Below are 19,659 nucleotides of genomic sequence, written 5' to 3' on the forward strand. Positions count from 1 at the left end.
CGTTTCAGGCTGATTTCGCTCAAATTTCCCGGCAACGGCTGAGGCCGCTGCAACAGCCGCGCTAGATACGCCACTGGCGCGCGGCCAGCTCTTTCATGATTTCCTCGGTGCCGCCGCCAATCGTCAGCACCTTGACTTCGCGGTAGATGCGCTCGCTCAGCGTGCCGCGCATAAAGCCCATGCCACCCAGAATCTGCACCGCCGTATCGGCGCAGAACTGCATGGTCTGGGTGGCGTGGTTCTTGAGCACGCAGACCTCGCCCACCCAATCCGCACCGCTGTCGCCGCCATCGGCACGTGCGCAGACGGCGTTGAGCCAGGCTTCGGTACTGCGCAGGCGCTGCTGCATGTCCACCAGCTTGTGGCGTATGACCTGATGCTGATTGAGCGTCACGCCAAAGGTCTGGCGCTGCTGGGCCCAGGCCAGCGCCTCGTCATAGCAGGCCTGGGCAAAGCCCAGTGCACCACAGGCAATGCCCAGGCGCTCGCCGTTGAAGTTCTGCATGATGGCGCGAAAACCCTCGCCCTCGGCGCCGAGCAAATTGCTGGCCGGCACGCGCACGCCATCAAACAACAGGTGGGCCGTGTCCGAGCATTGCCAGCCCATCTTGTGCAACGGGCTGCGTCTCAAACCCTCGCTGCCGCCAGGCACCAGGATCAGGGAGATGCCGGATGCACCTCTTTCCTCGCCCGTGCGCACCGCCACCGTGATCCAGTCCGCACGCATGCCCGAAGTGATGAAGGTCTTCTCGCCCTCGATCACATACTCGTGGCCATCGCGCCTGGCCCTGGTACGCAGCGCCGCTACGTCCGATCCGCCGCCTGGCTCGGTAATCGCCAGCGCCGCGATCTTGCGGCCCAAGAGCACATCGGGCACCACCTGCTGCTTGAGCGCATCACTACCCAGAGCCACCACGGGCGGCAGGCCGATGTTGTGCGACAGCAGACTGGCCAGCACGCCGCCACTGCCGCCGTAGCGGCACAGCGCCAGCCACAGAGCTGCGCGCAGGCTGTGTGTAGCCGCAGTACCACCGAGCTCCTCGGGGTAGCCAATGCCGAGCAGCCCCAGCTCGGCGGCCTGGCGATAGAGCTGGCGCGGGAACTCGCCCGCCTCGTCCCAGGCCGTGACATGGGGGGCGATTTGCTCGCGCGCAAAGCGACGCACCAGGTCATAGAGCATTTCACGTTCAGCAGCATCCGTCATGCAGGACCTCCAGACATGGGCGCCAGTTTCAGCAGCACCTGACCCGGCGCCACCTGCTGGCCGGCATTGACCAGCACGGCCTCGACCCGACAGTCGGCCTTCACGCTCAGACTGTGCTCCAGCTTCATGGATTCGATGACCACGACCACATCGCCGGCCTTGAGCGCCTGCCCGGCCACCGCCCCCAGTTGCACCACACGGCCGTTGAACGGCGCGCGCAGTTCTGCAGTCTGGCCCGCTGCTGCCGCATTCTCGGGCGGGGCATAGCTCACATCTTCGAGCCACCAGTCCACGCCGCCGGCCTGCAGATGCCAGCGCGAGCCGCCCTGCCCGGCGGGCAGTTGCACGGCCTGCACGGTTTGGGTCAGGCCCTCACATCTCGCTCGCCAGCCATCGCCCAACAACTCGTCCACCTGCAGCAGCGCAGGCTCGGCGCCATGCCACTGCAGCAGCCAGCTTTGTGCGGTCTCGGGCCTCAGGGTCAGCTCCTGTGTCCGGCCCCGGTGCTGCAGCTTGCGCAACTGGGCATAACTGCAAGCCAGCGGCCCCGGCCTTTGGCCCACGGCGCACAGCGCTCCCCAGTGCTGGTGCGCCAGAGCTTCCTTTTCTCGCAGCTGCTGCTGCAAGCGTGGCGCATCGCCCGCCAGATAGGAGATCAGAGCCTGACCGCGCCTGAACACCTCGTCGTTCAGGCATTCAATCAGAAAGGCGCGGTTGGTCGGCAAGCCCAGCACCCTGAGCCGGCCCAGCGCATGAATCAGCCGGTCGATGGCTTGCTCCCGCGTTGGCGCATGGACGATCAGCTTGCCCAGCATGGCGTCGTAATAGGGCGTGACTTCGCTGCCGATGTGCAATGCGTGGTCAAAGCGCAGCGGCGCGCGGCTGAAGATGGCAGCCTCGGGGGGCGAGAAATGCCGCACCACGCCGGCATGTGGCTGAAAGTTCTCGTCTTCGGCGCACAGCCGCACCTCGATGGCGTGGCCGTCGAGCCGAACCTGCTGCTGCGTCAACGGCAAGGCTTCGCCACGCGCCACGCGAATCTGCCACTCGACCAGATCCAGGCCCGTCAAGGCCTCGGTCACAGGATGCTCGACCTGCAGCCTGGTATTCATCTCCATCAGATAGAACTGCCGGCCTTCGACCAGGAATTCCACCGTACCCGCACCCACATAGCCTGCGGCCTTGGCCAAGGCCACGGCGCAGTTGCCCATCTGCTCTCGCAGCTCGACATTGACGGCCGGACTGGGGGATTCCTCGATGATCTTCTGGTGGCGGCGCTGAACCGAGCAGTCGCGCTCCCCCAGATGAATCACATGGCCATGCCCGTCGGCAAACACCTGCACCTCCACATGGCGCGGATGCATGACGGCACGCTCCACCAGCAAGTCACCATTGCCGAAACCAGCCAATGCTTCGGAACGTGCGCTGTTCAGAGCGGCATGCAATTGCTGGGCACTTTCCACCAGCCGCATGCCGCGTCCTCCCCCACCGGCCACGGCCTTGACCATGACGGGGTAGCCAATCATGGCGGCTTCGTCGGCAAAGCGCGCGTCACACTGGTCATCGCCTTCGTAGCCCGGCAGACAGGGCACGCCATGGGCCTTGGCCAGTTGCTTGGCGGCGGCCTTGCTGCCGAGCTGGCGAATCGCCGCCGGCGGCGGGCCAATCCATATCAGGCCCGCTTCCTGGACGGCCTGGGCAAAGCCGGCATCCTCACTGAGAAAGCCGTAGCCGGGGTGCACGGCATCGGCCCCTGTTGCCTTGGCAGCCGCCAGCAGCTTGTGCATGTCCAGATAGCTCTGTGCCGATGTCAGCCCGCCCAGTGCATAGGCCTGTGTGGACTGTTGCACATGGAGGCTTCCTGCATCCGCATCCGAGTACACCGCCACGGTATCTATGCCCATGCGCCTGGCCGTAGCCATGATGCGCAGCGCAATCTCGCCACGATTGGCAATCAGAATGCGCTTCATGATGTGCCTCCTGCAATGCAGGTCCAGGGAGCGGGCTGCTTGCTGGAAAAGGCCTTGAGCCCCGCCCCTGCCTCAGCGCTGCGCAGTGCACTGGCAAAGACCTGCGCGCCCTGGTTCAGCGATGCATCCAGACTTTGCCCGCCAATCGCTGCCAGCAATTTTTTGGTGGCAGCCACCGCCTGCGGTGCGGTCTGCACGCAGATTTCAAGCTGATGCTGCAACTGCTCGCGCCAATGGGCAGCGTCTGTGGCCTGGATCACGGTCTGCACCAGGCCAACCTCCTGCGCCTGGCTTGCGGACCAGCGCTGACCGCCCAGCAGCCATTGACGCCCAGAACCGTCGCCCAGCCTGCGCAGCACAAACGGCGCGATCTGCGCGGGCACAATGCCCAGCGTCACCTCGGGTGTGGCAAAGACGGCCTGCTGATCCGCCACCACCCAGTCGGCCACGCAGACCAGCCCCACACCGCCGCCCATGGCTGCGCCCTGCACGGCAGCGATCAGCAACTGGGGCAACTCTGCCAGTTGCTGCAGCAGATGACCAAACTCGCGGTTGACCTGAACCAGCGGGTCCTGTGCGCCCGCAGGCAGCGGCGAGCCTATGCTGCTGGCAAAGCCTCCCAGGCTCCCACCCGCGCAGAAATGCCCGCCGTTGCCGAACAGCACCACCACGCGCAGCAGTGAATCCTTCTGCGCTCTGGCGGCGTGATCGCGCAAGGCTTGCACCACCTCATCAGTCAGTGCATTGCGGGTTTGCGGCGAGTTCAGTCGCCACCATTCCACAAAGCCGCTGCCCAAGGGAAGACGTTCGATTTCAAGCACCTGGGTCATGCGCCGCTCCTCAGTGCGCCTGGCGCTTGATCAGCCCCATGGTCTTGCCGATGATGCCCAGCATGACCTCGTCGGCACCGCCGCCTATCGAGCCCAGACGCCCGTCGCGGTACAGGCGCGAGACGCGGTTGTCCCAGGTAAAGCCCATGCCACCCCAGAACTGCAGACAGGTATCGGCCACTTCACGCGTCAGCCGCCCCGACTTGAGCTTGGCCATGCTGGCCAGTTGCAGCGCATCCTGGCCCGCCATATATATCTGAGCGGCACGATAGGTCAGTGCTCGCAGCGCCTCGACTTCGGTCTGCAGCTCGGCCAGCTTGAACTGCACCCATTGCTGATCGATCAGGGTGCTGCCGAACATCTGCCGCTGCTGTGCCCACTCGATGGTCTGCTGAATGCAGTCCTCCATGGCGAGCAGGCCGCTGGCCGAGGCCCAGAGCCGCTCCTCCTGAAACTGCTGCATCTGATAGATGAAGCCCTGCCCCTCCTGCCCAACCAGATAGCGCTGCGGCACGCGCACCTCGTCAAAGAACAGCAGGCCCGTGTCCGAGGAGTTCATGCCGATCTTGCGCAGCTTCTGCGCCACTTCCACGCCTCTGGTCAGCTTGCCGCGCGGGCCCTCCCGCAGCGGCACCATGATGAGACTTTTGTTCTTGTGCACCGGTCCATCGCCGGTGTTGACCAGCATGCACATCCAGTCCGCCTGAATGCTGTTGGTGATCCACATCTTCTGGCCGCTGATGACGTAGTCGTCGCCATCCTTGCGGGCATGGCTTTTGATACCCGACACATCGCTGCCCGCACCGGGCTCGCTCACGCCTATGCAGCCCACCATATCGCCCGCGATGGCGGGCGCCAGAAACTGATCGCGCAAGGCATCGCTGCCAAAGCGTGCCAGTGCGGGCGTGCACATATCGGTCTGCACGCCAATGGCCATGGGCACGCCGCCGCAGCGGATATGGCCCAGAGTCTCGGCCATCATCAGGCTGTAAGAGTAATCCAGCCCCGAGCCGCCATAGGCTTCTGGCTTGGTCAGGCCCAGCAGGCCCAGATCGCCCAGCCCCTTGAACACCTGGTGCGCCGGGAAGATCTCCTCCTGCTCCCATTCATCGACATGAGGATTGATCTTCTCGTCGATATAGCGCTTGAGGGTCTTGCGCACTTCCAGATGTTCATGGGTCCATTGCATGGCTTGTCTCCGTCGAGTCCTGTTTGGAAGAAAAGGGAAAAGGTGCGGCACTACATGCGCGCGACCCCGAACTGCATGGGGCGCACCGTGCGCTGCTGCGCTTCGTGCAAGGTCTGCAGGCAGAACGAGAGCACTTCGCGGGTGTCGCGCGGGTCGATCACGCCGTCATCCAGCAGCAGCCCGCTGGTCACCAGCGCATCGGCCTGGGCCTCGAACATGGCCACGATCTGGTCGTACTGCTTTTGCATCAGCTCGGCATCCACAGGCAGCCCCTTGCGTGCCATGGCGGCCTCGGTGACCTGACGCATGGTGCTGGCGGCCTGCTCGCCGCCCATCACTGCCGTCTTGGCGCCGGGCCAGCTGAAAAGAAAGCGCGGCGCATAGCCGCGGCCGCACATTCCGTAGTTGCCCGCACCGAAGCTGGCCCCGCACTGGATGGTGATCTGCGGCACGGTGGCATTGGTCACGGCCTGGATCATCTTGCTGCCGTGCTTGATCATGCCGGCCTGCTCGCTGTCCTTGCCCACCATATAGCCCGTGGTGTTCTGCAGATAGATGATGGGATGACCGAGCTGGCACATCCATTGGATGAAATGCGCAGCCTTGTTGGCACCAGCCACATCGATGGGACCGTTGTTGGAGATCAGGCCCACGGCATGGCCCCCGATATGCGCCTGCGCACACAGCGTGGCCGCACCGTAGCCGGACTTGAACAGCAGCAGCTCGGAACCATCGACCAGCCGCGCCATGACTTCGTGCATATCCACTGGCTCGCGATGGTGTGCCGGCATCAGCCCCAAGAGCTCATCGGCCTGGTAAAGCGGCTCGACGATTCCTGAGCCAATAGCCTCCCGTTTGGATATATCAAGCGCTTCAGGCCTTTTCCACTGAGACAGCTGAGACACCACAGCGCGTGCCATGCCCAGGGCTTGGCGGTCGTCCTCCGCGAGATACTCGCCCAGCCCCGAGACACTGGTGTGCATCTCGGCACCACCCAGCTCTTCCTCGGTCGCAATTTCACCGGTCGCCGCCTTGAGCAAGGGCGGCCCGGCCAGAAAGGCACGCGAGCGACCGCGCACCATGATGACCACATCCGACAACCCCGGCATATAGGCACCGCCAGCCGTGCCCGAGCCATGCTGCACGGTGATGACAGGCAAACCTGCGGCCGACAACCGCGCCAGGTTGCGAAACAAGGCACCGCCCATCACAAAGCCCTCGACGCGGTAGCGCATGAGATTGGCGCCTGCACTCTCCACCAAATGAATAAAGGGCAGCTTGTTCTGCAGCGCGATCTCCTGCACGCGCAGCATCTTGTCCAGGCCTTTTTCCTGGATGGCTCCCGCCTCGATGCCCGAGTCGCTGGCCACGACCATGCAGCGCACGCCGCTGACAAAGCCGATGCCCGCCAACATGCCGCCGCCGGGCACGGATTTTTCAGGGTCTGCCCTGTCCTGCAGATAGCCTGCCAGTGAGCACAGCGGCAACCAGGGGGCACCCGGGTCCAGCAGCAAGGCCACGCGCTCGCGCGGCAGCAACTGGCCGCGCTTTTCAAACTGCGGCTTGGAGCGCTGCGATGCCTGCGCTGCGCGCTGCTCCAGCTCACGCAGCGCGGCGATGCGCGCCAGCGTGGCGGCCCGGCGCTGCTGCGCCTGCTCGCCGGCTGCATTCCATTGCGATGCAAAGACGCTCATGACTGAAACACCTTGGGAGTCTGGTAGAGAGAAAAGCCGTCAAATGCACGCACTGCGCCGCGTTGCTGCACCTCGGCACTGGCGGCCACCGGCCCCATGCCCATGCGCACCTGGGGACGGGCGCCATCGACGCGCAGCACCGTGCCGCTGATGAAACTGGCTGCGGGACTGAGCAAAAACACGATGGAGGCGGAAACCTCGGCCTCGTTGCCAAAGCGCCCCGCCGGCACAGTAGCGGGCATCTTGCGCAGCATGGCTGCCGCTTCGGGTGGGTAATGATCCATGCCGCTGGAGGCGATGTAGCCTGGAGCTATCGCATTCACACGCACGCCATGGGGCGCCCATTCCGCAGCAGCCGTCTCGGTCAAGCTGACCATGCCTGCTCGCGCCGCACCGCTGTGCCCCATGCCCGGCATGGAGCCCCACATATCGGCCACCATGTTGACGATGGAGCCACCATGCTCTGCCATGTGTTGCACAAAGCATTCGCGCGCCATGAGGAAGCCGCCTGTGAGATTGGTGTCCAGCACGGCCTGCCAGCCCTTGGCTCCGATGCTGGCCAGAGGTGCGATGTATTGCCCACCCGCGTTATTGACCAGGGCGTCGATGCGCCCGTGGCGGGCCAGAACCTCGGTCACCAGGGCTTTGACGGCAGCCTCATCCCGTATATCCGCTCTGTGCCGGCTGACTCTATCTTCCGATACTCCGGCCTGCTGCAGCTCGGCTTGAACAGCAGCCAGCTTGTCCTGATTGCGTCCCACCAAGGCAACTGTGGCGCCCAGGGATGCCAGCTCGTGCGCAACACAGCGGCCGATGCCCGAGCCGCTACCGGTCACCACAACCACCTGCCCCGCAAACAATGCGGCACGGAATACGGATCGGTACATCAGCGCTCTCCAATGAATAAGGCCAGGGCTTGCTCGGTCAACTCATCCAGCGTCAGCCCGCGGCCCTCGGTAAACCATTGAGCCGTCCAGTTCAACGCACCGAAGATCAACAGGCGCGCAATCTCGGGACTGGCCTTGAGCTTTCCCGTGTGATGCAGCGCCTGCAGTGCAGGCATCCACTGCGCCTCGTATTCGTCTTTTTGCGCCCCCACATCCACACGCTGCTCCTCGCTGAGCAGCCGCCATTCGTAAAGCATGACGGGGATAAAGTCGCTCTCTGGGCCGACCATGATCTGCAGGTGATTGCGCACCAGGGCCCGCAGGCGCTGCACACCGCTGGCACGCGCTGTCAGCCCATCGAGCGCGGCGGCCTGACTCGCTGCAGCCTGCGCCATTCCGTCACGCATGACCGCATGCAGGATGGCCTCCTTGCTCTCGAAAAAATAGAACAGGGAGCCTGGCTGCATGCCTGCGGCTGCGGCGATGTCGCGTGTGCTGGTGCCGTGAAATCCGCGCTGTCTGAACAGCTGCGCCGCGACCTTCACCAGCTCGCCACGACGCATGCTTTCATTGCGCTCATCGGCCGATTTGGGTGGCCTGCCGCGACCGCGCTTTTTTGCTATGACTGCTTCATGACTTGTTTGCATGAGACGCAGCATATCGGCCTTTGCTATTTTTACCAATCATTTGATTTGTAAAAATAACTAGGGCTTGTACGCAAGGGTTTTCAAGCAATCAGCTCTCAACCGGCCTGGCACGGTAAAGGCCTGGCGAGCTGCCCGTCCAGCCCTTGAAGGCACGCTGAAACGCCGCTGCGTCGGCAAACCCCAGGTCTGCCGCTAGCTCCGTAAAACTGACTTTGCTGGTTCCCAGACGGGAGACCGCGATGTCTCGGCGTAGCTCATCCTTGATGGCCTGAAAGGAGGTGCCCGCAGCCGCCAGCTTGCGCTGCAGCGTAGGGGCCGACATGTTCAGCTCGGCGGCCGTGGCTTCCAGCCCCGCCCACTGCGGACGCGACTGCAGCAAATGGGCATGCACACGGGCATCCACACCTTCTCCCGTACGCGGCGGCATGATGGCTGCCGCCGGCCAGCTGGCCACAAAGGTCTGCAGTGCCTGCTCGTCGCGACTGCAGACACGGGCGAGCTTGCGCGCATCAAACCAGAATGCCGAAAACGGTAGACCGAAATGCAAGGGCGCAGGAAAGGTATCGCCGTAGTCGTTGGCGTAATCAGGCTGGCCGAAGGCAAAGTCGAAGTGCTGCACCTTGAGCGTTCCGCCCATCAGCCAGGCAGTAAGCCGCCACAGCACGCGCAGGGAAAACTCATAGAGGAAATTGGGCAAGGGCTCATCGCCCACAGGGCGCAGCACAATGCCCGCCAGCGCTCCATCACGCACCAGTTGCACATCCACCTGATCCTGCAGCAGCACATGGGCCTGGCACATGCGCTGCAACGCGGTCTCCATTCCATGCCCTGACAGGGCCTGACGCGCAATCAGCTCCAGGCTGCCGCGCTTGAGCGGTCTGGAGAACTGGCACATGGCCTCATCCCCCAGCATCTCCACCACTCGCCACATCAGCGCCACATACTGGTCTGCCGTGACTCTGGCGCCGTCCTGCGCCAGCAGCAAAGGGGCTATGCCGGCACGCAGCAGCAGCTCCTCGCAGTCATGGCCGCGTCTTCTCACCCCGGCAGCAATACCCCGCACCAACGCCATGGAGATCGTGAAAGGAATGATGGAAGCAGCAGCCATGAACAGATCACATTGAGGTCTTTTGACATACGAAAGATGCGCTCGGCAATGGGTTTGCGCATCGGTAATTCCTACGATGGCTCTCATTGCCCAACACCTGTTTGCCACTTTCCCAAGGAGCCCCCATGAGTCGCAATGTGTTTGTTGCCGGCGTAGGCATGATTCCATTTGCCAAGCCCGGAAAGAGTGATCCCTACTTCCAGATGGGCTCCAGCGCCACGTCCCTGGCGCTGGCAGATGCAGGCCTCGCGTATGACGCAGTACAGCAAGCCTATGTGGGCTATGTCTACGGTGACTCCACCGCCGGGCAGAGAGCGCTGTATGAGGTGGGCATGTCCGGCATTCCCATCATCAATGTCAACAACAACTGCTCCACCGGCTCCACCGCACTGTTCCTGGCACGTCAAGCCGTGGCCAGCGGCGCTGCCGACTGTGTGCTGGCCCTGGGGTTCGAGCAGATGACCCCTGGCGCACTGGGCTCGGTCTTCAGCGACCGGCCCAGCCCCTTTGACCGATTCGAAGCGGAAACCGATGCCCTGGTCGGCGATAACGGCGTGCCACTGGCCCTGCGCTACTTCGGCGGAGCAGGCAAGGCGCATATGGATCAGTACGGCACGCAGCTTTCCACCTTTGCCAAGATCCGCGCCAAGGCCAGCCGCCATGCAGCGCGCAATCCCCTGGCCTTGTTCCGCACCGAGGTGTCAGAGGAGGAGGTCATGGCCTCTCCCGTGATGTGGCCGGGCGTCATGACCCGGCTCATGGCCTGCCCACCGACCTGCGGCGCGGCGGCGGCCCTGCTGGTGTCGGAAGCCTATGCGCTCAAGCATGGCCTGGACCACAGCGTGCGCATCCGCGCCCAATCCATGACCACGGACAGTCCCAGAACCTTCGAGGCCCACGACATGCGTGAAGTGGTGGGCTTCAGCATGGCACAGGACGCTGCGCGCCAGGTCTATGAACAGGCCGGCATCAGCCCCCAGGACGTGGACGTAGTGGAGCTGCATGACTGCTTTGCACAGAACGAATTGCTGACCTACGAGGCCCTGGGCCTGTGCCCTGTGGGCGGCGCGGAAAAGTTTGTCTGTGACGGCGACAACACCTATGGCGGCAAGTTTGTGACCAATCCCTCGGGCGGCCTACTGTCCAAGGGCCACCCGCTGGGCGCCACCGGCCTTGCCCAGTGCACGGAGCTGGTGCAGCAACTGCGCGGCCGCGCCGATCAGCGCCAGGTTGCCAATGCCCGCCTGGCGCTGCAGCACAACCTCGGCCTCGGTGGCGCCTGCGTGGTCACCCTCTACGAGCGCGTCTGAAGGAGTGGCCAATGATTGACACCCAATGGATAGGGCATGCCCTGCCCTCTTCCGAGCTCAGCCTGGACCGCAGCCGCCTGCGCTTCTTTGCCAAGGCCATCGGTGAAAACAACGCCATCTATACCGATCTGGAAGCCGCCCGCGCAGCGGGCTACCCGGACCTGCCCGCGCCCCCCACCTTTTTGTTTGCGGCGGAGATGGACAGCGGCGCGTCCGACCTGCTCCTGCAAACCCTGAACATCCCGATCGCCAAGATCCTGCATGGCGAGCAGAGCTTCTGCTATCACCGGAGCGCCTGCGCCGGAGACCGCATCACAGTGCAGTCCAGGATCGATGACATCTACAGCAAGAAGAACGGCGCACTGGAATTTGTCGTGAAGTCATCGCGCGCTGTCAATCAGGACAACGAGTTGGTGGCCGAGATGCGCTCCGTCATCGTGGTTCGCAACTAGAAAGGGCCGGCAATGAACACCCCTCGCTACGACAAGGTCCAGGTTGGAGATGCACTGCCGACCCTCGAACTGCCCCCGATCAGCCGCACCACGCTGGCCTTGTTTGCCGGAGCCTCGGGCGACCACAACCCGATTCATATCGACACCGACTTTGCGCGCAAGGCCGGCATGCCCGATGTGTTTGCCCACGGCATGCTGGGCATGGCCTGGCTGGGGCGGCTGCTGACCAACTGGGCGCCGCAATCCAGGCTGCGCCGCTTCGACGTGCGCTTTCAGGGCATTACCCATCTGGCCAATGCGATCTCGTGCACGGGCCGCGTTATGGAAAAACGCGATGCGGACCGCAGCGTCCGCGTCGAGGTGCAAAGCAGCAACCAGCATGGCCAGACCAAGATCGCGGGCGATGCCTGGATCAGCCTGCCCTGAGAACGTATTGATTCGCCCAAGGAGACAGCAATGACAGGAAAACTCGACGGCAAGGTAGCCCTGGTTTCAGGATCGGGCCGCGGCATAGGCCGCAGCATCGCCCTCAAGCTGGCCAGCGAAGGCGCACGCCTGGTCATCAACGACCTCGATGCCGAACCCGCCAATGAGACCCTGGCCCTGATACGCGAGATGGGCGGCGAGGCCGTTGCCTGCGTGGGCAATGTCACCCACACCGACTTTGCCGAGCGCTTTGTTGGCGCCGCCGTCCAGCAATACCAGGGACTGGACATCATCGTCAACAACGCCGGCTACACCTGGGACAACGTCATCCAGAAGATGAGCGACGAGCAGTGGTACGCCATTCTCGACTGCCATCTGACGGCACCGTTTCGCATACTGCGTGCGGCCCAGCCTGTTATCAGGACCTTATCCAAGACCGAGCTGGAAGCTGGCCAGCGCGTCATGCGCAAGGTGGTCAATATCTCATCGGTAGCGGGCCTGTTCGGCAATGCGGGCCAGACCAACTACTCCGTGGCCAAGGCCGGAATCACGGGCATGACCATGACGCTGGCCAAAGAGTGGGGACGCATGAACGTCAATGTGAACTGCGTGGCATTCGGACTCATCAAGACCAGGCTGACCAACTCCGCTGCCAATGGCGAGACGGCCCACATCGAAGGCCGCGACATCAAGGTAGGCGTGAACCCCGGCCTGATGGCAGCCATGGAACAGACGATTCCCCTGGGTCGCGCCGGCACGCCCGACGAAGCGGCGGGTGCGGTCTACCTCTTTTGCCAACCCGAGTCGGACTACATCAGCGGCCAGACCTTGATGTGTACCGGCGGCCTGACAGGGGTCTGAACATGCTGCTGCCCAAACCCTTTCAACATGCCTGGATGAATGCAGATATCGATGCTTTCAGAGAGCAGGTAAGCCGCTACATAGAGCGCGAACTGGCACCCCATGTACCCGCCTGGCGCGCTCAGGGTTACGTGCCGCGCGAGATCTGGCGCGGCTTTGGCACATATGGCTTTCTGCTGCCCGAGATGGACGAGCAATGGGGTGGCGGTGGCGGCAATCTGGCCTATCAGTTGGTGGTACAGGAAGAGCTGACCAAGGCCGAGGTACATGCCATCACCAGCGTGCACACCATCGCCTCGCACTACCTGCTGGCCTATGGAACCGAGGAACAAAAGCAGCGCTGGTTGCCCAGGCTTTGCAGCGGCGAATTGCTGGCCGGCATCGCCATGACCGAACCCAGCGTGGGCTCCGACCTCAAGGCCATGCGCACACGGGCCCAGCGCGATGGCGAGCACTACGTCATCAATGGCTCCAAGACCTTCATCACCAATGGCTACACGGCCAATTTGCTGGTGGTGGCCGTGCGCACCGGAGATGCCGGAAGCGGCGGCGTATCGCTGGTGGTGCTGGAGACGGAAAACCTGCCCGGCTTTCGCGTGGGCCGCAGGCTAGGCAAGATCGGTCAACATATTTCGGACACTGCCGAGCTGTTCTTTGAAGACCTGCGCATACCCGTCAGCCACCTGCTGGGAGGCACCGAGGGGCAAGGCTTCAAGCAACTGATGAGCCAATTGCCCTATGAACGCATGCTACTGGGGGTCAGCGCCGCTGCAGCCATCGAGATGGCTGTTGCACTGACCGTGGACTACACCCAGCAACGCAAGGCATTCGGCCAGACGATTGCAGATTTCCAGAACACGCGCTTCAAGCTGGCCGAATGCGCCACCACGGCCCATGTGGTGCGCAGCTTTGTCAACGACTGCATACAGCGCCTGCTCGACGGCACTCTGGATAACGAGGCCGCCTATATGGCCAAGTGGTGGTGCAGCGAGCAGCAGTGCAAGGTGATGGATGAATGCCTGCAGCTGTTCGGCGGCTACGGCTATATGGAGGAATACCCCATCGCGCGCCTGTACACCGATGCCCGGATCCAGAAGATCTACGGCGGCGCTAACGAAATCATGAAGGACCTGATCGCCAGACGCCTTTTCGCCCAATAGCTCTCGCATTGATCGCTTTCTCTGTTTCAAGAAAGACCAGCCATGTATCTCACGCAAAGCTTGCGTCGCGCCATGCAGCAGACGCCCCATGCCACAGCCAGCATCTACAACGGTCGCAAACGCAGTTTTGCGCAACTGGGGGAGCGGGTCGCCCGCTTCGCTGGTGCGCTGCAGGCGCTGGGCGCCCAGGCCGGGGACCGGGTCGGGATTCTGAGCCTCAACTCAGACTGGTATCTGGAGTACTACATGGCCTGCTACTGGGCAGGCGTGGCCGTCAACCCCATCAATATCCGCTGGAGCGCCAACGAGATCGCCTACTCCCTCGATGATTGCGACACCCGCCTTCTGCTGGTGGATGACAGTTTTGCGCCTTTGACACCGGAGCTCCTCAAGCTGTCCCGCTCTCTGCAGACGCTGATCCATCTGGGCGATGGCCCTGCCCCGCAGAACATGCTCTCCTATGAAGCGCTGGTGGCAGACAGCAGCCCGGTTGAAGACTCCATGCGCAGCGGCGACGATCTGGCCGGCGTCTTCTATACCGGTGGCACCACTGGCTCTCCCAAGGGGGTCATGCTCTGCCATCGCAATCTCTATACCAATGCCATTTCGGGTGTGTCGTCACAGATCGTGCGCGCAGGCAGCATTGGCCTGCACGCAGCCCCCATGTTCCATCTGGCTGACGGTGCGTTCATGAATGCCCTGTTCGCCGCAGGCGGCTGCCATGTCATGGTGCCGCGCTTCGATCCTCTCGCGGTACTGCAGGCCATCGCCAGCACCGGCGTGACCGATACGCTGCTGGTGCCCACCATGATTCAAATGCTGGTGGACCACCCCGATCTGCACAAATATGATCTGAAGTCGCTGCGTCAGATGGCTTATGGAGCCTCACCCATCTCCGAGGGCCTGCTGGACCGGGCCATGCGGACCATCCCCGACGTGGATTTTGTGCAGGCCTATGGCATGACGGAGGTATCCCCCATCGCCACCATTCTTTCCCCCGAGATGCACCGCGAGCCAGGCCGAGCCAAGGGCCGCCACCGCAGCGCCGGACGCGCCACTGCCTGCACCGAGGTGCGCATCGTCGATCCCGAAGGGCGGGAGGTGCCACGTGGCGAGGTCGGTGAAATTGTGGTTCGGGGCCCCGGAGTGATGCTGGGCTACTGGAACAAGCCCGCCGAAACCGAAGCCGCCATCCGTGATGGCTGGATGCATACGGGCGATGGCGGCCGCATGGATGACGAAGGCTACGTCTTTGTCGTGGACCGCATCAAGGACATGATCGTTACCGGTGGCGAGAACGTCTACAGCATCGAGGTGGAGAGCGTTATTGCCACCCATCCTGCCGTGGCCTCGTGCGCCGTCATAGGCATTCCCCATGAGCATTGGGGCGAGCAGGTCCATGTCTTCATCGTGCTTAAGCCCGGACAGAGCCTGGAAGCCCAGGAGCTGATCCATTTCTGCAAGGAGCGCATCGCCGGCTACAAATGTCCCCGTGATGTTTCCTTTGTCGAGGCCATGCCGCTATCCGGTGCAGGCAAGATCCTCAAAACCAGCTTGCGGGCCCCGTTCTGGGCCCATCATGAAAGAAAGGTCACCTGATGTCTGATCTGGTTCTCTGGGAAGTTCGTAACGGCGTAGGTCATATGGTCCTGAACCAGCCCGAGCGGGGCAACGTGATCAGCACGGCCATGGCTCACAACCTGAAGGCAGTGGTAGAGCGGGCCTGCAACGCGGATATCGGTGCCCTGCTCATTTCCGCAAGCGGTAAGCAATTCTGCGTCGGGGGCGATATCAGCGAGTTTGGCGAACATCGCGAGCGACTGGCACCGCTGATCGGCGCCATGCTTGATCTGCTCAACCCTGTCATGCATCAGCTGGCCAGCTTGCCGCTGCCAGTCATCAGTGCCGTGCAAGGCCCTGTCGGAGGTGGCGGCATCGGGCTCGCACTGTGTGCGGACCTGGTACTGGCCAGCCGTCACATGTTTTTGCGCGGAGGGTACTCCGCCATCGGCCTGAGCCCGGATCTTGGTGTATCGGGCTATCTCACCCGCCGTGCCGGTGCTGCCAGGGCCAAATACATTCTGATGAGCAACCGCGCCGTCGCGGCCGAGGACTGTCTGCGCATGGGCCTGGTCGACGAGCTGCACGAGCCCGAACAACTGCTCACGGCGGCAACCGCGCTGGCCGAAGAGCTTGCCGGCGGTCCCACCAACTCCCTGGCGGGCATCAAAAGCCTCTGTGACTCGGCACATCGGCAAGATCTTCAGCAGCAACTGAGTGCCGAGCGCGAAGCCATGCTGGCCTGCGCCCGCTCAGGCAACAGCCTCGAAGGCGTGACTGCCTTTTTGCAAAAGCGCAAGCCCGTTTTTCAGCGTCGCTGAATCGTTTGCCTGTTTTTTAGGCGCAACAGGCAAAGCCTTGCCAGTCAAGGCTTTGCGCATTTATTCCGATATTTACCCACAGGCCAGACCACATGTTCTGGGGATAAGCACGAAGCTGGTGTGTAATCACCGACATGCCCCGATTGATTGCACCCAGCAAGGACGAAAGTGCCCTGCTCCCTCCGTTTCTGGAATTGCCCGAACATGCAATCCACATACCGCAGTCCGAAACCGAATTTGAAGCCGCCTTCAAGGCCATGAATGCCGAGCCCGTGCTCGGCTTTGACACGGAAAGCAAACCCATCTTCAATATTGGCCAGCAAGACAGCGGCCCTCATCTGGTGCAGCTTGCCACGGCCAGTCAGGCCTGGCTGCTGCAACTGCATAGGCCCATGGCTCTGGAGGTGTCGCGCATGGTGCTGGCTGCAGAACATATCTGCAAGGTCGGCTTCGGGCTCGATAACGATAAACACTCCCTGCCCCGCAGGCTGGGGGCGCCGCTGATCAATATTCAGGATCTGGACAGCCGCTTCAAGCGGCTAGGCTATGGCCCATCAGTGGGTGTGCGCGCCGCCGCAGCGCTGGTACTCCAGCAGAGCTTTCGCAAGTCCAAGCGCACCACCACCTCCAACTGGGCTGCCACAGAACTCAGCCCGGCCCAGCGGCGTTATGCCGCCAATGACGCCCATGCTCCGGTCGTGATCTATGCCCGCCTGCCCGCCTGGGAAAGCACACAACCCGTCCTTGCCCGACGCGGCCCCAGGAGTCCGAGGTCGTGAACGTTCAGCCCTCAGATCGCGAAAAGAAGCCAATCGTCAAAGCACCATAGACTCTGCGCCCGACAGCGGGATTCAGGCAAACATTTTCCATTGCAGCTCGCTCTCGTCCTGCGCAGAACTCATGACACAATCCCGCCCTGCCTTCTTGGCCTGGTATAGCAGCGCATCGGCCCGAGCCAGTGCCTGCTCGAGATCCTGTGCGGAACTGAGTGCAGCGATGCCAAAACTGGCTGTTACCCTGAGTTGCGCAGCCAATCCTCCGAGCACCTGGCTTTGCAAGCGCTCACGCACACGCTCCACAATGGCTTGCGCTTCGAACAGCTGCACTCGGGAGAGCAGCAAGACAAACTCCTCTCCGCCGAAGCGGGCAACCAGATCGCAGTCTCTGACCTGCTGAGTCAGCAACTGTGCCAGTTGCTGTAGCACCTGATCGCCGGCCGCATGGCCCCAGTTGTCGTTGATGTATTTGAAATGATCGATGTCCACGGCAACCACGGCCCAGGGCACCAGCCGCTGATCGGCCAAGCGCGACTCTGCGGCCTCCATGAAGGCGCGGCGATTGAGCAGGCGCGTCAAAGAGTCACGGTTGCGCTCTTCGCGCAATGTCGTCATCACATCCCTGACCGAGCAGGCCAGCAGTCCTACCGCAAACCACATCGCAAACAGAAGCGCTATGGCCTGGGTGAGCAACCAGTATCCAGATCGGGTCAGCTCCTGCACTTCGTGAACGGGCAACAGACTTACGGCCGCCGGCCTGAACAAGGCATAACAGACGTTGAGCCCATAGGCCCAGCGCACGCCACGCTCCAGCCAGTCCTTTGACGAATCGGCCTTGAGAAATGCCGGCATGGCCAGGGCCAGCTGCAAGGCCATGGCCAGAGCCAGGCACTGCACGCGGACCCACAAATCATTCTCGATCCGGGAAAAATAGAACAGCGCGGACAGGGCGGCGACAGCGATCAACAGGCCGCAGGGCACACTCGCCCCTGCAGCCCCCTGCCTCAGGGACACCCCTTGCGCCAGCGACCAGGTCCCCAGCAGATACAGACATGCCGTGGCGATTGCAAACTGGCTCAGCTGCGCATTGCTCATCAGGCTTTGCGCAGCCAGAGCCGTCGCAAGCAACACATAACCGCCCACCAGCCAGAGCAGGAACAGCGCACGCGGCTGTCGGCGCTGCACATACCAGCAAGCCAACAAGGCAAACCCGAACAACACCACGCAAGCCGGCGCAATCAAGGCAAAGTACAAATCTGCAGGCTGGCCCAATTTAGGTTCTCCGCGCAGGAAACTGTGAATTCAACGTCGTCCATTCTCCGGCGAGAAGTATCTCCAATATTCCAATACAGCGCTCGCTTTCACTCTGGCATAAGCACATAGCCATTAGGTCGTTCTCCTGAGTCAACGTCCTGCCCATAATCAATGACGCCAAAGCCCGGGCTGTGGCGTCCGAATAACTTGCCAAAGAGACACACACATGCGCATAGAGACACTCGCCGTACATGCCGGCTATTCCCCCGACCCCACCACCAAGGCTGTGGCCGTGCCCATCTACCAGACGGTGGCCTACGCGTTTGACAGCGCCCAGCATGGCGCCGATCTGTTTGATCTGAAGGTCCCGGGCAATATCTACACGCGCATCATGAATCCCACCACCGACGTGCTGGAAAAGCGCGTCGCGGCGCTCGAAGGCGGCATTGCCGCACTGGCCGTGGCATCGGGCATGGCTGCCATCACCGCCGCCATCCAGACCCTGGCCGAAACGGGTGACAACATCGTGTCGGCCAGCACGCTCTACGGCGGCACCTACAACCTGTTTGCCCACACCTTCCCGCAGCAAGGCATCGAGGTGCGCTTTGCCGATCCGCGCGATCCGGCCAGCTTCGGCAAGCTGATCGATGCAAGGACCAAGGCGGTATTCATCGAGTCCATCGGCAACCCGCTGGGCAATGTGACCGATATCCGCGCTCTGGCCGATGTGGCCCACCGGCACGGCGTGCCGCTGATCGTCGACAACACCGTGCCCTCTCCCTATCTGTTGCGCCCGTTCGAGCATGGCGCTGACATCGTCGTGCATTCGCTGACCAAATACCTGGGCGGCCACGGCACCAGCGTTGGCGGGGCGATCGTGGACAGCGGCAAGTTCCCCTGGGCGGAGCACAAGGCCCGCTTCAAGCGCCTGAACGAACCCGACGTCAGCTATCACGGCGTGGTCTACACTGAAGCACTGGGCCCCGCCGCCTTCATCGGCCGCGCCCGCGTCGTTCCGCTGCGCAATATGGGCGCCGCCATCTCGCCGCAGAACGCCTTCCAGATTCTGCAAGGCATCGAAACCCTGGCCCTGCGTATGGACCGCATCTGCGAAAACACGCAGAAGATTGCAGAAACGCTGCAAAAACACCCCAAGGTGGAATGGGTGCGCTATGCAGGCCTGAAAGACCACCCCGACCATGCCATCGTGCAAAAACAGTCTGGCGGCCGCGCATCGGGCATTCTGTCGTTCAGCCTCAAGGGCAGCGAAGGCCGTGCGGCCGGAGCACGCTTCCTGGACGCCTTGCAGCTGTTCACGCGCCTGGTCAATATCGGCGATGCCAAGTCGCTGGCCACCCACCCCGCTTCAACCACGCACCGTCAGCTGGATGCGGACGAACTGGCCAAGGCCGGCGTGACCGAAGGCATGGTGCGCCTGTCCGTGGGCATTGAGCATATTGACGATCTGCTGGCCGACCTGAACCAGGCGTTGAAACAGGTCTGAAGCGGG

The 19,659-nt window shown here is 62.7% G+C and carries 18 protein-coding genes; 9 read left to right on the top strand and 9 right to left on the bottom strand.

Annotated features, from left to right (window positions below; all coding sequences use genetic code 11):
- Window positions 1-61 precede the first annotated feature (61 nt).
- The 8 genes from FSY45_RS02640 to FSY45_RS02675 form a co-directional block, all read right to left on the bottom strand.
- Entirely contained in the window at window positions 62-1,204 is a 1,143-nt protein-coding gene (locus FSY45_RS02640) for an acyl-CoA dehydrogenase family protein (protein WP_046460727.1), read from the bottom strand.
- Window positions 1,201-3,174 (bottom strand): biotin carboxylase N-terminal domain-containing protein, encoded by a 1,974-nt coding sequence (locus tag FSY45_RS02645; RefSeq protein WP_003069774.1) that lies wholly within the window; start codon window positions 3,172-3,174, stop codon window positions 1,201-1,203. Before FSY45_RS02645 ends, FSY45_RS02640 begins: the two co-directional genes overlap by 4 nt.
- A complete protein-coding gene (locus tag FSY45_RS02650) occupies window positions 3,171-4,004 on the bottom strand; it encodes an enoyl-CoA hydratase/isomerase family protein (RefSeq protein WP_046460726.1) in 834 nt (277 codons plus the stop codon). The genes FSY45_RS02645 and FSY45_RS02650 overlap by 4 nt, the downstream gene beginning before the upstream one ends.
- 10 nt (window positions 4,005-4,014) lie before the next feature.
- Entirely contained in the window at window positions 4,015-5,193 is a 1,179-nt protein-coding gene (locus tag FSY45_RS02655; RefSeq protein ID WP_046460725.1) for an acyl-CoA dehydrogenase family protein, read from the bottom strand.
- Window positions 5,194-5,243: 50 nt separating this feature from the next.
- A complete protein-coding gene (locus FSY45_RS02660; protein WP_046460724.1) occupies window positions 5,244-6,887 on the bottom strand; it encodes an acyl-CoA carboxylase subunit beta in 1,644 nt (547 codons plus the stop codon).
- The gene (locus FSY45_RS02665) at window positions 6,884-7,774 is read right to left on the bottom strand and encodes an SDR family oxidoreductase (RefSeq protein WP_046460723.1); all 891 of its coding nucleotides are present in this window, start codon (window positions 7,772-7,774) and stop codon (window positions 6,884-6,886) included. Before FSY45_RS02665 ends, FSY45_RS02660 begins: the two co-directional genes overlap by 4 nt.
- Window positions 7,774-8,421 (bottom strand): TetR/AcrR family transcriptional regulator, encoded by a 648-nt coding sequence (locus FSY45_RS02670; protein ID WP_223305635.1) that lies wholly within the window; start codon window positions 8,419-8,421, stop codon window positions 7,774-7,776. The genes FSY45_RS02665 and FSY45_RS02670 overlap by 1 nt, the downstream gene beginning before the upstream one ends.
- Before the next feature lie 88 nt (window positions 8,422-8,509).
- Complete coding sequence (locus FSY45_RS02675; RefSeq protein ID WP_012837849.1) at window positions 8,510-9,529, bottom strand: AraC family transcriptional regulator; 1,020 nt, start codon at window positions 9,527-9,529, stop codon at window positions 8,510-8,512.
- Between the two features lie 125 nt (window positions 9,530-9,654).
- On the opposite strand from FSY45_RS02675, the gene FSY45_RS02680 reads away from it, so the two are divergent.
- The 8 genes from FSY45_RS02680 (at window position 9,655) to FSY45_RS02715 (ending at window position 16,898) form a co-directional block, all read left to right on the top strand.
- Window positions 9,655-10,839, top strand: coding sequence for a lipid-transfer protein (locus FSY45_RS02680; protein ID WP_046460721.1), 1,185 nt, complete (start codon window positions 9,655-9,657; stop codon window positions 10,837-10,839).
- Window positions 10,840-10,850: 11 nt separating this feature from the next.
- Window positions 10,851-11,291 carry a MaoC family dehydratase N-terminal domain-containing protein gene (locus FSY45_RS02685; protein ID WP_003069760.1) on the top strand — a complete coding sequence of 147 codons (441 nt, stop codon included), beginning with the start codon at window positions 10,851-10,853 and terminating at the stop codon, window positions 11,289-11,291.
- A gap of 12 nt (window positions 11,292-11,303) precedes the next feature.
- The gene (locus FSY45_RS02690; RefSeq protein WP_046460720.1) at window positions 11,304-11,717 is read left to right on the top strand and encodes a MaoC family dehydratase; all 414 of its coding nucleotides are present in this window, start codon (window positions 11,304-11,306) and stop codon (window positions 11,715-11,717) included.
- A gap of 30 nt (window positions 11,718-11,747) precedes the next feature.
- Window positions 11,748-12,578 carry an SDR family NAD(P)-dependent oxidoreductase gene (locus tag FSY45_RS02695; protein ID WP_012837845.1) on the top strand — a complete coding sequence of 277 codons (831 nt, stop codon included), beginning with the start codon at window positions 11,748-11,750 and terminating at the stop codon, window positions 12,576-12,578.
- Between the two features lie 2 nt (window positions 12,579-12,580).
- Entirely contained in the window at window positions 12,581-13,738 is a 1,158-nt protein-coding gene (locus FSY45_RS02700) for an acyl-CoA dehydrogenase family protein (RefSeq protein WP_003069755.1), read from the top strand.
- A gap of 42 nt (window positions 13,739-13,780) precedes the next feature.
- Window positions 13,781-15,337 (top strand): long-chain fatty acid--CoA ligase, encoded by a 1,557-nt coding sequence (locus FSY45_RS02705; RefSeq protein ID WP_046460719.1) that lies wholly within the window; start codon window positions 13,781-13,783, stop codon window positions 15,335-15,337.
- Complete coding sequence (locus tag FSY45_RS02710; protein WP_003069750.1) at window positions 15,337-16,119, top strand: enoyl-CoA hydratase/isomerase family protein; 783 nt, start codon at window positions 15,337-15,339, stop codon at window positions 16,117-16,119. Before FSY45_RS02705 ends, FSY45_RS02710 begins: the two co-directional genes overlap by 1 nt.
- 134 nt (window positions 16,120-16,253) lie before the next feature.
- Complete coding sequence (locus tag FSY45_RS02715) at window positions 16,254-16,898, top strand: 3'-5' exonuclease (protein ID WP_046460718.1); 645 nt, start codon at window positions 16,254-16,256, stop codon at window positions 16,896-16,898.
- A 72-nt stretch (window positions 16,899-16,970) separates the two neighbouring features.
- Here FSY45_RS02715 and FSY45_RS02720 read toward each other — a convergent pair whose 3' ends face one another.
- The gene (locus tag FSY45_RS02720) at window positions 16,971-18,167 is read right to left on the bottom strand and encodes a diguanylate cyclase (RefSeq protein ID WP_003069744.1); all 1,197 of its coding nucleotides are present in this window, start codon (window positions 18,165-18,167) and stop codon (window positions 16,971-16,973) included.
- Window positions 18,168-18,375: 208 nt separating this feature from the next.
- On the opposite strand from FSY45_RS02720, the gene FSY45_RS02725 reads away from it, so the two are divergent.
- The gene (locus FSY45_RS02725) at window positions 18,376-19,653 is read left to right on the top strand and encodes an O-acetylhomoserine aminocarboxypropyltransferase/cysteine synthase family protein (protein ID WP_003069743.1); all 1,278 of its coding nucleotides are present in this window, start codon (window positions 18,376-18,378) and stop codon (window positions 19,651-19,653) included.
- Window positions 19,654-19,659: the final 6 nt, after the last annotated feature.

Source organism: Comamonas sp. Z1, assembly GCF_008121555.1.
Classification (GTDB): domain Bacteria; phylum Pseudomonadota; class Gammaproteobacteria; order Burkholderiales; family Burkholderiaceae_C; genus Comamonas; species Comamonas thiooxydans.